This is a genomic window from Pectobacterium odoriferum (assembly GCF_009931295.1).
GTDB lineage: Bacteria > Pseudomonadota > Gammaproteobacteria > Enterobacterales > Enterobacteriaceae > Pectobacterium > Pectobacterium odoriferum.
Window position 1 is genome coordinate 1473415 of record NZ_CP034938.1, and the last position, 15989, is coordinate 1489403.

Here is a 15989-nt window from a genome sequence, read left to right on the forward strand (position 1 = left end):
AAGCTGCCTTCTCTTCTCGTCTCTGTCTGAATGATTTGCTGGCTTACCCCTTATTTCGATTCCTGCCCCTGACCCCGATTAATGCTATCATCGCGGTTTGCTTAATGCGCAACCCGACGACTTTCGACAGACTCGCATCCATGACCTATCTCGATCCAACATTGTTAATTCTGCTCGTCCTGGCGGGGCTGGGTATCATCAGCCACAACATGACCGTCACGCTGGCGATTCTGGTTCTTCTGGCGATACGCATCACGCCCTTGAATAGCTATTTTCCGTGGGTAGAAAAATACGGCCTGAGCATCGGTATCGTCATTCTGACGATTGGTGTGATGGCACCGATTGCCAGCGGAAAAATTACCGCCAGTGAAGTCATGCATTCCTTCCTGCACTGGAAATCTCTGCTGGCGATCCTCATTGGTGTTGTCGTGTCCTGGCTTGGCGGACGCGGCGTGTCGCTGATGAGCAACCAGCCCTCCGTTGTGGCCGGACTGCTGGTGGGGACGGTCATGGGCGTGGCGCTGTTTCGCGGCGTTCCGGTTGGTCCGCTGATCGCCGCAGGGCTGCTTTCTCTGCTGATCGGCAAGACCTGATTGATTCGGCGCGTGTGATGATGTTGCGTGATTTTCTCCACAGCCAACGCCAGCAGCAGCGCTATGGTGTCCGGCGATTGCTGGTGCTGAGCGGTGAAGCGAACTGGTGTGAAGAGCAGGCGTTGGCGCTCAGTGGCCAATTGTCCGGCGACTGGCTGTGGGTTAGCGAATCCGCACCTAATTCCGTCACCGCACTGCCAGCCAGTCGAGTGCGGACGCTGCTGGGACGGGAGTTTCTTCACGCGGTGTTTGATGCACGTAGCGGCGTGGATGTCGAGGCGCTGGCGATGCTGTCAGGCACGTTACAGGTCGGTAGCTGGCTGATTATGCTGGTGCCGTCGTGGCAGGCATGGCCGACACAGCCGGATCAAGACAGCCTGCGCTGGAGCGAACAAGAACAGCCGATTGCTACCCCGCACTTTATTCAACATTTTCAGCGCCAGCTGTTAGCCGATGAGGACGTCGTTCTCTGGCAGCAGGATCAGGCGTTCGCGATTCGGCCATTGGCGGTGCGATCGGACTGGCAGCCAGCTAGCGGTGAACCGACCGCGCAACAGCAGCAGATTCTGCATGAACTGAACGCCACCGAGTCTGGCGTATTGGTGATTACCGCCCCGCGCGGACGAGGGAAATCGGCGCTGGCGGGAATGCTGACGCAGCGGAGTCGCGCAGCCTGCTGGATCACCGCACCTTCCCGCGCGGCGGCGGATATTCTGCAACAGCATGCGCGTGCCGATGTGCCATTCTGGGCACCGGATGCGCTGCTGGCACACTGTCGCCTTCATGGCGCACCCAGTGTCAACTGGTTGTTAATTGATGAAGCGGCGGCGATCCCGTCTTCCGTGCTCTCCGCGCTGTTACCGTATTTTTCCCGTATTCTGATGACCACGACGGTGCAGGGGTATGAAGGCACCGGGAGAGGATTTCTTCTCAAATTTTGTGCGATGCTGCCGCAGTGGCGGGCATTTACGCTGGACGAACCTTTGCGCTGGGCCGTTAACGATCCGCTGGAGCGGGTGTTGGATCGGGCATTGTTATTTAACGAACCCGAAGCGTTTCATTCCCCGCAGTCGCCCGATCGACCTATTTCCTCTTCTGCGTTGGAAAGTCGAATTGAACGTGCTGACGACTGGCTGACACATCCTGACCGCCTGACGTGGTGTTACGCGCTCTTGTGCAGTGCGCATTACCGTACCTCGCCGCTGGATTTGCGCCGTCTGATGGATGCGCCGGGCATGCATATTGCCAGCGCGCAGATGGCGGGCGAGATTGGTGGCGTACTGTGGCTGGTGGAGGAGGGTGGACTGTCTGCCTCACTGGCGCATGAGGTGTGGGCCGGACGGCGACGCCCGCGCGGTAATCTGGTGGCGCAGTCGCTGGCGGCACACGCCGGGCTATGGTATGCACCAACGCTACGTGCTCGCCGCGTGAGTCGGATTGCGGTGGCATCGGCATATCGCCGACAGGGGATGGGTCGCGCGTTAATGGCTGAACAGATGCGTGAGGCACAGCGACAGGCGCTGGATTACCTGTCGGTTAGCTTCGGCTATCAGCCAGAGCTGTGGGCATTCTGGCAGTCGTGTGGGTTTCAACTGGTGCGTATCGGTAGCCATCTTGAAGCCAGCAGCGGCTGTTACAGCGCGATGGCGATACTGCCGCTGAGTGATGCGGGACATAGACTGGCGGAGCAGGGAAGCCGGCAATTGGCGCGTGACTGGTTCTGGTTACAACGCCTGATTCCGCTGAACCTTGCGCTGCCGCAGACAGAAAATACCGAGTTGGATGAAGACGACTGGCGTGAGCTGGCGGGGTTTGCGTTTGCGCATCGGCCGATGGAGGCCAGCTTCGCTGCGCTTTGCCGCCTGTTGAGTCACACTACATTGCCACTGCCTGCGCTACGCCTGCTGGCGGAAAAGCCAGGTGAAAGCGAGCAGATAACCACGACGCTGGGGTTGACTGGCAAAAAAGCGCTCCTGAGGCGTTGGCGAGAAGAGGCCGCTGCTGCGCTGGTCGATCTCGATGTGCAACGCAGTGAGTGCTGGCGAAGAACCGTCGTATTAGGTGACTACTGACGAGTATTGCTATTGCGTGATTGAAGACGACAGAACTCGCAAATCGTACAGGTACGTCGAATATAGGAAGATGAAGTGGATTACTGCGTCTCTAGCAGCCGGAAAGTCAGCGGCGTTTTCCCCTGTTCGTCAGAGTAGTCGGCAATTAACGTGAGGTCAGTTTTCCTCTCTCCAGACCAGAGCTGGCACTCGACTCTCTTTCGCGGAGCATCGGCGTCAATGTCGTAACGGTACAGGGGAATTCTGCCCGTTTTATCGGGTGTAAAGGCAACGTCGAAAGGCGGAAGCGTCAAATCTGCAACGGATTCCCCCGCGCTATCCAGCTCTTCAAGAATCTCTTCGTAAATAGCAGGGCTCACGCCAAAATCGAGTAGCGCTGCGGGATCGCTACGCTGGATGCCCCTCAACAGATCGCTCGCGAGCCGATAAATTTCATCTCTGTCACGTGTCATCTCTCATCGCCTTATTTTTCCCAAACGGTCCGACTCTACTTACCGGATACGAGTGGCGAATTTTATCAGGCTCTGCCCGTTATCGCTTGAGGTTCTGTTGGAAAGTGCTCTTGAAGCGCTGGCGAGAATGGGGGCTGTCTGCTCGCTCGACGAATACTGCGCCTCATCCGTGAGGCGCAGATTACGGTATCAATCCAACTGCGGTTTGAAGGCGGGTGCACGACGGAGCAATGCCCACAGCGTTTCCTGTAAGGGGATTTTCTGCGCTTCTAATAGCTGCGGATAGCGCTGATAAAATGCGTCCTCTTTCGCGGAAAAATCCGGATTCTCCTGAAGCCATTGCTTACGGAGCGCGGTAATTTGCTCGTCCGTTAGCTGTTTGTTAGGCGTGGCGTCTTCCTGTTCTTTAAACCAGCGGAAGCGTTTATCCGGCGTTGCGCGTTCTTCTCTGTTCCATCCGTCGTTAATTTGCATGATCTGCGCCAGCGCGAAGCCGAGTGTAATACTGATACCCCGCCAGCTATCCACATCAGATGCGGCTGGTGGCGGCGATAGGCTCGCGAGTATTGCCGCCATATTTTTTTCCAGGCCGAGTTCACCGGAGGCTTTCTCTTCCCAACTTATCGCCTGCTGATGCAGGGTTGTCCATTCGCTTTCTGCCACGGTTTCTCCCGCTAACCGTTGCGAAATCGCACGAATCCACTGCTTGCGCAGGCCGTCTACCGTGCTGTCTGCCAGCCAGTCTGACCACAGATTGCCTGCATCGTCTAACCATTGCTGTAGCCATTGCAGCGCGACACCATCTACGGCTTTTCCCGGCGCGATGGCGGCAAAGAGCGCGTCAACCTGCGCTGGCGTGGTGCTCGGCAGCTTTTCCAGCAGCAGACCGAGTGCGGCAGGTAGCCCAGTGATACGTTCAAAGATGCGAATATCCGCGCTGTGCGCCAGTACGGCAGAAACCGAGCCTTTGTTGTCCTGCCAGTAGGGAGAAAATGCCTGTTCAATATCGCCGTCCGCTGCATGCTGACACAGCCGCTGGTGGAGAAAATTGTGCAACGACGCATCGCCATAGAACGCTCCCCACGTTACGCGAGTGTCTGCCAACGGCTGTGTGGTGTTTTGTATCGCAATCTGGTGCGATTCCAGCCAGCCACGCAGCTGTGCCAGCGTTTTCACGCCGATTTGCCGGGAAATTTCCTGTCCGTTTTTAAACAGCAGTAGCGTAGGAATGCCGCGCACGCCAAAACGCTGCATCAATGCCGGATATTGCTCCACATCCAGCTTGGCGACGGTCAGGTTGTCTGGCGTGTTGTCCGCGATGGTGTTTAGCAGAGGAGCCAGCGTTTTACACGGCTGACACCAGGGTGCCCACAGGTCAAGCAGAATAGGCTTGTCGCTATGATTGAGTAAGGTATCCAGCGAGGTGTCACTGGCAGTGATGATGGCGTCGGACATGGTGTCTCCATTCAGAGAAAATCGTGAGTCAATGAGCGGGATGCGGGTCATTAACCGTGACAGCTCAGCTTATGGCGAGCCGTCACGGTTATGTTGTCGATTGGTTATCCGCATCAACACAGAAGGTTAGGGGGCTTTGACGGGTTGCAGGACGAAATCAATCTTGCTCAGGCCGCGCTGTTGGGCGTTAGTCATCACATACGCGACCCGGCCATACTCGACGGCCTGATCGGCAAACAGCCGTATATTCGGGTGAGTGCCGTCGGCTGAGGCCGCATCGAGTTTGGCGATCAGTTGGGCATCATCAATCGCTTCTTTATTCCAGTTAATCTGCCCCGTCGCGGTAATCGCGATATCCACGGCCTGAGGATCTTTCTTGATTTTCTCGACGCTGGCACGCGGCAGCTCCACTTTAACGGCGTGGTTAATGACCGGCAGGGTAATCATAAACACGATCAGCAGCACCAACATGACGTCGATAAACGGCGTCATGTTGATGTCGTTAAGCAGCGCGTCTTCCTGACTTTCAAACGGGGATGACATACTCATGGCGGTGTTCCTCTTCAGGCGGAGCGTTCAACGGGGTGAGCCGCTTCATACCGCGCGGGGCTATTCAGGTCGGTAATGCTGGTATCTACGCGTGCGCCCGTCAGCAGATAAGCATGGAGATCGTGTGCAAAGCGGTTCATGGCATGCAGGACGATACGGTTACGGCGGTTGATGGCGTTGAACCCTAATACGGCGGGAATCGCCACGAACAGGCCAAATGCCGTCATGATCAATGCTTCGCCGACCGGGCCAGCCACCTGCGCCAGATCGGGCTGGCCGATGGTGCTGATGGTTTGCAACGCGTGAAAAATGCCCCATACGGTGCCCAACAGGCCGATAAACGGTGCGGTGCTGCCAATCGAGGCCAGCGTTCCGAGGCCGGATTGCAGTTTCCCTGAGTTGGTGTCCAGCGTGTTGCTCAGGCCGCGCACCAGCCAGTCGCTGAGATCGACGTGTCCGCCCAGCGTGGAAGAGAATTTGTGCGGGTGTTTCAGCAGCGCATGTCCTTCGATCACCAGATCGCGGAACGGATTAAAACGCTGTCTGCCGAATTTCTCGACGCTTTCTTGCAGGCTGGTCGCCTGCCAAAAGGTATTGCGGCTGTATTGCACGCTCTTGTTCAATGCAAACAGTTGCCGTGCTTTGAGCAGCATGACCGTCCATGACAGCAGCGACATGATGAGCAGAATGATGGCTACCGAGTGAGTAACAAGATCGCCCTGCTGCCAAAAATGGTGGATATCTAACGTGTTCATGTGTGACCTCTTATGCAATAACCTGATTCGGGCGTGTCTGCGAAACGGCGGATGCGCTATTTCAACGCGGATTCTTTCTTAATGAGTCAGCCGGAAATTGACGGGCTGAACCGTCATGACGGTAATGGCCTGTCCGTTTTCACGGTAAGGCGTACAGCGCGCCTGCGCTACGGCGTCAATCGCGGCCTGATCGAGGGCGTTATAGCCGCTGCTGCGGGCAATGTCGTGCCGAATCAAGCGTCCCTCTGGGCTAATGACCAGACGAACCAGCACGTTGCCTTCTTGCTGGAGACGTTTGGCGCGGCGAGGGTAGTCAGGCTGCGGAACGATACAGCCGACGGAAGCGACCTGCTTGGGCTGTGCACCCGGACTGTTCTGCATCAGGTTGCCTTTGCTGGCGGTAGTCAGCGGGCCTGGTGTCGCTTCCGGTGCAGCGGGGGAAGGCTCCGGTGTAGAACGAGCCGCAGGCTGACGCTCGGCGATAGTTTTAGGTCGGACGGGCTGCGGTTTGACTACTGGCTTCACCGGCGGCTGGTGAACTTCTTTTTTGACCGTCGGGGGCGGCGTCTGCTGTTCCTCAACGACGGGCTTTTCAGGGACGGGTGCAATTTCACGCTCACCCTGTTCTGACGTCAGCACGGGTGGTTCCGGCGACGGCTCGGAAATCGGTTCGGGTTCTGGCGCTTCAACCATCGTGGCCTGAATGCTGATGCTGGCTGCCGGATTAAGCAGATTGATCGGTGTGTATTCGGTGGTATGCGTGATGAGCAACGCGGCGACACCCGCATGGATCAGCGCGACCGTCAGAAAGCTGAGCGCGATCTTCCCCATTTCTCCCCGAACGGGCGCAGCCATCGTCACACTTCGCGACGGCTGTGCGGGAACGACGTCACGCCGTGCGGCGGGAGCCGCGTCGACGCGCGCGTTTAACGAAAGGTGTTGCACGGATGCCTGTTGCACGTTTTCCTCTGCTGCTCTGGCTTACGGTGTCGGACGTTTCATCCAGCCCTGAACACGGAACTATGATGACCTCTATTAACGATGTGCAACGAGGCAGAAAAAGTGTCACCACGCGCGTGAAATTTTTTTGTGGCAACCGTCCTTGGTTGCCACCCTGACGGGCCGTCACGTCGTGACGTCAAAAAACGCTCCCAGCGTTTTTTTGTGGATTACCGTTTATGTCGGCTTGGCGGCGCGGATATGTATCCAGTAATCGGTGGTATGCACAATCGCGATAGGCATGGTTTGCGCCAGTGAATCCAGCGTGTAGTTCAGATTATCGAGCGGGAAATTCCCGCTGACGCGCAGATCGGCGATAGCGGGATCGAGCCGGATGATGCCGGGGGTGTAATCACGTAACGTACTGATGACGGAAGCCAACGAACGATCGCGTACTTCCAGCCGGCCGTGTAACCAGTCTGTTTCTGATTCTGGCGTAATGGCGACGTGATAGAGCGTGGAACGATCGAACCAGACACCCTGACCCGCGTGAAGGCGCAGGCTTTGTCCGGCGTGGTTGGTAATTTTGGCGATGTTGTCCAGCACGCCGACATGGATGCCACCACTTTCATAACGCACGTTCACATTGGCCTGAAGGGCGACGATATCGCCCATACCGGTGGCGATCACGAAGGGGCGCTGCGTATCTGGCTGAATATTGGCGAAGATACCGCCGTTATGTAGAGCAACCTGACGCACTGGCGTCTCTGGGTGCACGTTGATATCGACAGCGGTACGCGCATTCAACATGAGCATACTGCCGTCACTGAGTGGAACCTGCTGGCGCTGTGCCGTTGCGGTCTTTATGTCGGACACAAGCGGCGACAAAGGGTAGTGCTGATTAAACATCAGGCTGCTTAGCGACGCGACAGCTACCATCCCCAGCCCGTATTGCAGGACTTTCCGCCGACCTGATGGTGCTAAGAGCGCCTGACGAATTGGTTCATGAGGCAGCGCGGCAAGCAGCGGCTGGAATTTCCCCAGCGTTCGCTCAATGCGTTGGCAGGCCCGCTCGTGCAGCGGGTTTTCGTATCGCCAGCGGCGGTACTCATCATAATCGGTCTGGGTTGCTTCACCAGAACGCAGCAGCACCATCCATTCAATTGCCTCTTCGGCAATCGGGTCATCCATGTGTCGTCTTGCCATGCGGTTCACCTATAAGTCACTGCTGTCCTGCGTGGCCAGATAGCAGTTGGTCAGCGCTTTGGCGATATACTTCCTCACCATACTGGCGGAGACATCGAGCTGTACGGCAATGTCGGCATAGGTCATGCCATCAAGCTGGCTGAACAGAAAGGCCTGTCGTGCTTTGATGGATAGCCCATCCAGCGCCTGATCGATAGTAAGCAGCGCTTCCATCAAAAGCTGTTGCTCTTCCGGCGACGGATGGTGAAATTCAGGTTTACTTGCCAGCGCCGTGAGATAGGCTTTTTCCAGATCGCGACGACGCCAGTTTTCATACAGTACGCGTTTGGCGAGCGTAGTGAGCATCGCACGCGGTTCTTGTACGTTGGCGAGATTCGGCAAAGACGCTAAACGTAAAAATGCCTCAGAGGCGACATCTTCCGCTTCACAGCCGTAGGCAATACGGCGGCGTAATTTTTCTGTTAACCAGCGATAATCGCTGCGAAATATCAGCGACAGCAAGTCGGGTTTTTTAACAGCCTCTGTGTACATGGGCATCCTTAAATAGCGTAAATCACAACAATGCTTGAGCCGGGATACCCCAGGGCCGCAGAACAAAAGGAACGATGCGTCCTGTGCTGTTTTTAAGTCAAAATTTGCAGGAGTCAAACCACGTTTTTTTTCTATGGTTAGTTAGAAATGTTCTGTTATTGCCTGAAATGGGTAAATGGCTATTTCCGGATACGTCTGTGAAAGGAAATAAAAAAGAAAGCACCTCGGAGATCGGTATTTCACAGAGTAAAAAATACAGAGAAAAAGTATTTTCCAAATCAATATGTTTGCTGGCGCGAAAAAATAATTACGGGAAAAAATGACTTCCTGCTGTCACTTTTTCATCGTCATTGCACAACTCATACGAAGACCAATAAAAACTGATTTGTTGAAGCAATTGACGAGGGAAAAATGAAAAAACGTAATGCTGCCTCTCCCGCTCTGGGGTTAAGTTTTAAGAAACGCTTATTTTTCACGAATATGTTGGCGATTCATTCTGCGTTATTCGTGGGTGCAACGGCTGTTCCTATGGCCGTCTACGCGGCGGGTGAAAATGACACCGTGGCATTTTCTATTCCTGCGGGCGACCTGCAAAAAGGATTATTGGCTATCGCCAATCAAAGCAAACAAACGCTCTCTTTTAATCCTGCGCTGGTAGCGAATTACCAGAGTCCGGCGCTGAATGGCAACTATTCAACGCGTCAGGCGATTCTGCGTTTATTACAAGGCACGCCGTTATTACTGACGACGACGGACAATGGCACGCTGACCATTGTTTCTTCTCGTGCCAATGATGCAGAAGTGGCGCAGGCCAGCGACAAAACGCTGCCAGCAATTACGGTAAGTGCAGGTAGCGAAGATGAAACGGTATTAAACCCCAGCACGTCGTCTTCGGCATTACGCACCAGTACATCGTTGCAGCAAACGGCGCAGTCGGTTCAGGTTATCAGTAATAAGCTGATTAACGCGCGTCAGGCTACATCGCTGGAAGAGGCGTTAAAAAACTCGGGCAGCGTCGTTACCATACAATCAAACCGCGGTACGCCTACATTCTGGATGCGTGGCTATGCTGTGACGTCCGGCGCGACGGATGGCCTGTCTGGCTCCAGCAATGCGGGGATCGGTCAGGGTACGTCAATTGAAGGTATCGAACGTGTCGAAGTGTTGAAGGGGCCACAGTCGGTGCTGGCGGGGAGTAGCTCCGCCGCAGGGACGATTAACGTCGTGCGTAAAAAGCCGGTCACAGAGCCATTGCATGTTCTCAAGGTAGAAGCGGCGCGTTACGGAGAATTCAAAACGGCTATCGATCTGGGCGGCGCGATTACGGATGATAAATCGCTTAGCTACCGTTTGAATGCCTCAACCATGAAATCTCAGCATTCCTTTCCTGATTACAACGGCAACCACGGCGATTATTTAGCCCCCGCCTTGACCTGGCAAAATGACAAGACGCGGATCACGGTTGGCGCAGAAGTGAATCAGGCGCGTAAGTCGGGGCCAGCCGGGACGATTTACGCCAACGGGAGAATACAGAAGCTGCCGGAATATCGTCTGGGCGATAAAGACGATCATAACAAGACGAAAACGACGAATGTGTATTATGAGCTGGAGCAAAAGCTCGTCGGTGATTGGACGTTCAATAGCAAAGCCGGTTTTCAGAGCGCCGCGTCTCAGATGAAGATGAACGAAACGCTGCTGATTGCCGCTAATGGCGACAAAACCAGCCACCCGCTGGCTTATAAATCCACCAATCAGACGTGGAGCCAGCAAAATGACATTCGGGGAAAAATCGAAACCGGGCCCGTCACCCAGACGCTGCTGTTCGGTCATGACTATAAGCATGAACGTTATGCCAGCTATGACGGCAACTTTATTCTGATGACGAATGGCAATGTCTATAACCCGGATTCACTCGTGTTTCCAGCCATCGGTGAACCTAACAGCCGGACGTATACCTCCAAACTGATTCAAAGCGGTTTCTTGTTTCAGGATCAGATCGACGTCTTTGACCGCCTGCATTTCCAACTGGCCGTTAAACGTTCGACATGGAACAACAGCTATCTGGTGGGGTCGCGTGCCTCGACGTATACCGCGACCAAATGGATCCCCAACTATGGTGTCAGCTTCGATATCACACCGGACGTCACGATTTACGCCAACTTGCTGAATAGCTTTAGCGGCAGTGCGCAGGTCTCGCGCTCTGGTGTCCAGCTTCCGCCAACGACGGGGCAGTCTAAAGAGGCCGGGCTGAAATTCAACCTGCTTGACGATAACCTGACGCTGACGACCGCCGTGTTCAGCATTGAGCAAAAAAACCTGGCGGTAACGGATAGCAACGGTTTCCCCATTGCGACAACAGGACGCAAAAGTGAAGGCTTTGACGTGGATCTGAACGGCTCTTTGCTGCCGGGATGGGATGTCACGGCCAGCTATACCTACTCGGATAACAAGGATCCTACCACGGTTCGCAGCACGATTACGCCGCGCCACTCTGGAAACGTGTGGACGTCTTATGAAGTGCAGTCTGGGCGCTATCAGGGGGCGGGTGCGTCAGTCGGTATCAGCGGTTCATCGAAAACGCAGAACGGTCCGAGCAATAACCCCTTCAGCATCGGCAGCTCGGCGTCAACCGATGCATCAGTGTTCTATCGCCAGCCTGACTGGTCGCTGACGCTGGGGGTTAATAACGTCTTCGATCGCGATATCTACTACACCAGCACCACGCCGCTGTATATCGGGGTGAAAGAAGGGCGGACGTGGCGTCTCACCGGGACGTATTCGTTCTGATCATCCGTTCGACAAATGACGAGAACGGTCATTCACACGAATCAGCAGGTAGAAACGGCGCATGAACGCAAGTGAGATGAGTACGACAAGACCGGGCATCGGTCAGATTCTTATGCCCTATTGGCAGACGCCGGAGAAGTATCTGGCGCTGTTTATTCTGGTGGTGATTATTAGCATCAATCTGGGTACGGCCTACATCAGCGTGGAGGCGAACCGCATATCGGGGAAATTCACCGACGCGCTGATTGGGCTGGATTGGGAGCAAATAAAGCCACTGTTTATCTTCAGTTTCATCCTCGGTTTGAGTGCGATGATGCTGAGATGGGTAAACGTACTCGGTCAAGGCTATCTGGCGTTGCGCTGGCGTACCTGGATGACGCTCCACTATATCCGGCGCTGGACGGGGACATCGGCTTATTACGAAATAGAAAGGGACGGTGCGCTGTCGAATATCGATCAGCGTATCGCCGATGACGTTAATGAGCTGGTGTCCGCCTCGCTGAATTTTTTCCTCAGTCTTATCTCAGTCGTCATCAGTACCGTAACGTACACGGCACTGCTGTGGTCGGTGTCTGGGGTGCTGCGCTTCTCGTTTATGGGCAGTGACTGGGCGATATCCGGCTATATGGTCTATGCCCTTTATATCGAATACTTTCTCCAGATTTTGCTGTCGCACTGGCTCGGTAAGGCTTTGATCAAGCTGAACATGAACCAGCAGAATGCGGAAGGTGACTTCCGCTTTCTGGGCGTTCAATTACGTGAAAATGCCGAACAGATTGCCTTCTATCAGGGCGGGACGCGGGAAGGCGAACGGCTCGCCCAGCGGTTTTGCGCGCGTGCGTGACAATGCGCTGTCCGTGCTGTTGCGCGGCTTCAAAGTGTCGTTTGGCCAGAGTCTGTTTAGCCATTTCCTTTCACCGTTACCGACGCTACTGGCGCTGCCGCAGCTATTGCGTGGAGAGATCTCCTTTGGCGATTTGACGCGAATTCAGATGGCTTACGGCTCTCTCGGGGCGACGCTGAGCTATTTTATGCAGGCGTATCAGGCCTTCACGCGCTGGCTGGCGCTGACCAAGCGTTTGCAGGATATGGAAGAAGCGCTGAATAAAAGCGAACAGTCGCCATCGCCTATTCGGGTGACGGAACACGATGGATCTGAATTTTCCTGTCAGGGTTTACGGCTGCTCACGCCGGATGGTCGTGCGCTGACGGCGTTAGACGACTGGCAGGTCTTACCCAGTGAACGCTGGATGATCAACGGCGCGTCCGGCGTGGGTAAGAGCACGTTGCTGCGTGCCTGTGCCGGACTATGGCATCACGGTAGCGGGGCGATTACGCGTCCTCGCCGCTGCCGCTATCTGTTTTTACCGCAAAAAAGCTACCTCCCAACGGGATCGCTGAAAGCCGCGCTGTGCTACCCCGCTAACGAGCAGGACTTCACCGATGAGCAGTGTCGCCAGGTACTGATTGACAGCGAATTACCGGACATGGCCTCACAACTGAATGTCGAAGATCGCTGGCAGCAGCGGTTATCCGGCGGCGAGCAGCAGCGAGTGGCGATCGCCCGGACATTGCTACATCGTCCCGACTTTCTTTTCCTGGATGAAGCGACGAGCGCGCTCGATCCTGAGACCGAGCAGCGGGTTTATCAGGCACTGGTCACCAGCTTGCCGGACAGCGCCATTATCAGCGTGGCGCATCGGGAAGCGCTGGCCGCCTTGCATACTCATCACCTGCATCTGACACCGTTAGCTGAAAGTGACAGCCGTCATAAAAGCGAGACGGCAACGGGTGATGAAGCGCCGCAGCCTCAGGCTTCGGATCGGGTTTTTTACGCGTCCTGACTAACCGTTCAACCAATCAATTGAGGAATACGTGTGACGACACAGCTTACCGCACAGCCACGACCAGAAGACGATGAGCGTTATGACAATGTGGATATTCCGTCTACCACGTTTGTGCTGGACAATGGGCTTACCGTTATTGTCCATGAAAATCATGATGCACCGTTGGTTTCGCTGAACCTGATTTATCAGGTCGGTTCAAAAGATGAACCATCAGGAAAAACGGGTTTTGCGCATTTATTTGAACACCTGATGTTTGAAGGAAGTGAAAATGCACCGGGCTCTTTTCTGGAAAATCTCCTGAAAGCCGGTGCGTCAAACCTGAATGCTTATACCGGACAGGATCGCACCACCTATCATGAAACTGTGCCGGTCGGGTCACTGGACTATGCGCTGTTTATGGAAGCGGATCGGATGGGGCATTTCTATTCAACCATCAATCAAGACTCGCTCGATCAGCAGCGTCGTGTCGTGCTGAATGAAAAACTGCAAACGGAAAGTGGCCCTTACGGCAAACTCCACGAGCTGAAATTAAAAGGGTGTTTTCCTGCTTCACACCCTTATGCGCACACCGTTATCGGTGAAGTGAAGGATTTGCAAGAGGCGACGCTGGAAGATGTGCAGAATTGGTTCCGTACCTATTATTCGCCATCAAACGCCGTGCTGGCGTTATCCGGTGCGATTGATGAGCAAACTGCGCGGGAAAAAGTGACCGCCTGGTTTGGTCATATTCCTTCTGGCCCGCCGCTCTCCCGACCTGCCGTGTGGGTGCCCGATATTCCTGAAAACCGGCGCGATGTTTATCAGGCCAAAGTGCCGAATGGCAGCGTCATGCTGTCCTGGAACATCCCGCCTTATGGCGACAAGGCGACTGTCTTGCTGTCTATCGCCGCAGATTTGTTTGCCTCTGGTATTGCTTCGCTACTCGTTAAGCATTTGGTGTATGAAGAAAAAATTGCCAGCCATGTCACGGCAAACATCAATTACGCCGCGCTGGTTAGCCAGTTCACCATTACGGCAACGGCAGTGCCCGGTGTCGCGCTGAGTCGAATTGAGCAGTCCGTACACGATATACTGCAACGTTTTCTATCTCACGGTGTCGATGACGAGACGCTGGAGTTGGTGAAAATCACCGCATTATCTTCTTTCGCCAACGCTCACAAGACTTCTGCGCCGATCGCAGGGCTACTGTCCAATTCTCATGTGCTGTTAGGGGATGCCGATCGCTATCGGCAGATTATCGCGATCATCAAGCAGGCTGATGTCGACAGCGTGCGGAAAGCGGCACAGCACTGGTTAGCACGCGCGTGCCATACGCTGCACATCGTTCCGTTTACCTCAGCAACGACCACCGTGCAGCCCGCCGGATCGATAACACCGCCTGCGATTTTATGTCCAGCGCCTTTCCAGCTTCCCGCCGTGCAACACGGGCGATTAGACAACGGGTTACCGCTGGTTCTGATAGCGCGGCACAGCCATCCCACCGTCAATATCGAACTGGTATTACCCCGCGTGAAAGAGAATACGCAGAGTGAAGCGGCGTTACTGTTTGATTTGCTTAATCAGTCAGGCGCTGGCGAGCGTGATGCGTTTGAATTCTCAAGCGCGGTTCGTCGGTTAAGCGCCTCGATTAATGTGTGGCGACGCGATCAAACCACAACATTGTCGCTGTCATGCCGACCCTCGCAGCTATCCGCGTTGCTTCCTCTCTTTCTGGATCGCTTTCAGCATTCCACGTTAGCGCTGAGCGACTTTGAACGCCAACGTGGCGTGATGCGGGACACCCTGACCGGGTTAAAACACAACGTCAGTGGAATGGTGAGCCGTTTACTGCCCGCGGTGATGTACCCGCAGGGGCATCCTTACCGTAAACCGTCAGGGATTGAAGGGACAAAAGCGAGCCTGGAACGTGTGACGTTTGAAAACGTTCAGCAGTACCAGTCACGCGCGATCCAGCCGGTTGGGGGCACGATAGTCATTGTGGGTGATACCACGTTGGATCAAATCGTCCCAGTGCTGAATGCGTCGATCGGCGCGATCCCGTGGTCTCAAGAAACCGAGCAGGCCAGCGATCGTCGGTTGAGTTCGACGCGGAAAAGCCAGGTCTTTGTATTTGATGTTCCCGGTGCCGAGCAATCTGCTATTGCCGCGTCGACCATCATTCCTGGCCTCGAATGGCCGCATGAAGCCAGCTTCACGATGCTGAACGACGTGCTTGCCAGCGGGTTTACCTCACGCATTAACCTCAATCTTCGTGAAAACAAAAACTGGACTTATGGCGCACACGGCCAGCTGTTGAATGATGTGGGCTCACGGATTCATTCGGTACAAACCTCGGTTCAGGCCGATCGCACCGCGGCGGCCATGCAGGAAATCTTTGATGAATATCGTGCGCTTCTCAGCGATCGTCCTGTTACGGCAGACGAATTACAGGAAGTGAAGAACGCGGCGTTGCTGAGGTTGCAAAGTTCTATTGAAGGACTGGGCGGCCTGAACAGTATGTTGTCTCACCTCGTGCGTTATCAACTGCCGGACGATCACTGGCAGCGCCATCAGGAACGTATTAGCAGTACCACGGTTGATGACGTGAACACGCTGGCAAAAGAACTCTTTCATCCAGAAACATTGACATGGCTGATTGCGGGAGACTGGACGTTAATTCAAGCGTCGATTCAGGCATTAGCGTTGGGCGACATACACGTGATTGCGGGCGATGGCGACTCTTTATATGAAACGAATCCCTCAGATGAAACGCATGTCGCTTGAACCATTGCCCGACGGTATTCCCCGATGCCGTTGTACGACT

Annotated in this window: 14 protein-coding genes; 7 read left to right on the top strand and 7 right to left on the bottom strand. The window is 54.9% G+C overall.

Annotation, left to right across the window (positions count from 1 at the left end; translation table 11 throughout):
- Positions 1–140 precede the first annotated feature (140 nt).
- Both EO763_RS06470 and EO763_RS06475 read left to right on the top strand, forming a co-directional pair.
- Positions 141–593 carry a DUF441 domain-containing protein gene (locus EO763_RS06470; protein WP_010301569.1) on the top strand — a complete coding sequence of 151 codons (453 nt, stop codon included), beginning with the start codon at positions 141–143 and terminating at the stop codon, positions 591–593.
- A gap of 17 nt (positions 594–610) precedes the next feature.
- Entirely contained in the window at positions 611–2665 is a 2055-nt protein-coding gene (locus EO763_RS06475) for a tRNA(Met) cytidine acetyltransferase TmcA (RefSeq protein WP_161528444.1), read from the top strand.
- A gap of 80 nt (positions 2666–2745) precedes the next feature.
- Here EO763_RS06475 and EO763_RS06480 read toward each other — a convergent pair whose 3' ends face one another.
- The 7 genes from EO763_RS06480 to EO763_RS06510 all read right to left on the bottom strand — a co-directional run bounded on the left by EO763_RS06480 (position 2746) and on the right by EO763_RS06510 (position 8552).
- On the bottom strand, positions 2746–3117 hold the full coding sequence (locus tag EO763_RS06480; protein WP_161528445.1) for a hypothetical protein: 372 nt from the start codon (positions 3115–3117) through the stop codon (positions 2746–2748).
- A gap of 189 nt (positions 3118–3306) precedes the next feature.
- The gene (gene trxA, locus EO763_RS06485) at positions 3307–4572 is read right to left on the bottom strand and encodes a thioredoxin (protein ID WP_161528446.1); all 1266 of its coding nucleotides are present in this window, start codon (positions 4570–4572) and stop codon (positions 3307–3309) included.
- Positions 4573–4698: 126 nt separating this feature from the next.
- The gene (locus EO763_RS06490) at positions 4699–5121 is read right to left on the bottom strand and encodes an ExbD/TolR family protein (protein ID WP_039488841.1); all 423 of its coding nucleotides are present in this window, start codon (positions 5119–5121) and stop codon (positions 4699–4701) included.
- Positions 5122–5135: 14 nt separating this feature from the next.
- Positions 5136–5876, bottom strand: a complete 741-nt coding sequence (locus tag EO763_RS06495) for a MotA/TolQ/ExbB proton channel family protein (protein ID WP_161528447.1) — start codon at positions 5874–5876, stop codon at positions 5136–5138.
- 78 nt (positions 5877–5954) lie between these two features.
- Positions 5955–6836, bottom strand: coding sequence for an energy transducer TonB (locus EO763_RS06500; protein WP_161528448.1), 882 nt, complete (start codon positions 6834–6836; stop codon positions 5955–5957).
- A gap of 216 nt (positions 6837–7052) precedes the next feature.
- Positions 7053–8021: a FecR family protein gene (locus EO763_RS06505; protein ID WP_244322068.1), complete on the bottom strand. Its 969-nt coding sequence runs from the start codon at positions 8019–8021 to the stop codon at positions 7053–7055.
- A 9-nt stretch (positions 8022–8030) separates the two neighbouring features.
- The gene (locus EO763_RS06510; RefSeq protein ID WP_010301596.1) at positions 8031–8552 is read right to left on the bottom strand and encodes a sigma-70 family RNA polymerase sigma factor; all 522 of its coding nucleotides are present in this window, start codon (positions 8550–8552) and stop codon (positions 8031–8033) included.
- Between the two features lie 74 nt (positions 8553–8626).
- On the opposite strand from EO763_RS06510, the gene EO763_RS06515 reads away from it, so the two are divergent.
- From EO763_RS06515 to EO763_RS06530, 5 genes are all read left to right on the top strand, one after another.
- On the top strand, positions 8627–8875 hold the full coding sequence (locus EO763_RS06515; RefSeq protein WP_161528449.1) for a hypothetical protein: 249 nt from the start codon (positions 8627–8629) through the stop codon (positions 8873–8875).
- An 88-nt stretch (positions 8876–8963) separates the two neighbouring features.
- Positions 8964–11339: a TonB-dependent siderophore receptor gene (locus tag EO763_RS06520; RefSeq protein WP_161528450.1), complete on the top strand. Its 2376-nt coding sequence runs from the start codon at positions 8964–8966 to the stop codon at positions 11337–11339.
- A 76-nt stretch (positions 11340–11415) separates the two neighbouring features.
- Entirely contained in the window at positions 11416–12183 is a 768-nt protein-coding gene (locus EO763_RS24010) for an SbmA/BacA-like family transporter (RefSeq protein WP_280117253.1), read from the top strand.
- Positions 12176–13183, top strand: coding sequence for an ABC transporter ATP-binding protein/permease (locus tag EO763_RS24015; protein ID WP_280117254.1), 1008 nt, complete (start codon positions 12176–12178; stop codon positions 13181–13183). Before EO763_RS24010 ends, EO763_RS24015 begins: the two co-directional genes overlap by 8 nt.
- A gap of 33 nt (positions 13184–13216) precedes the next feature.
- Positions 13217–15949, top strand: coding sequence for a M16 family metallopeptidase (locus EO763_RS06530; RefSeq protein ID WP_161528451.1), 2733 nt, complete (start codon positions 13217–13219; stop codon positions 15947–15949).
- The last annotated feature ends 40 nt before the right edge of the window (positions 15950–15989 follow it).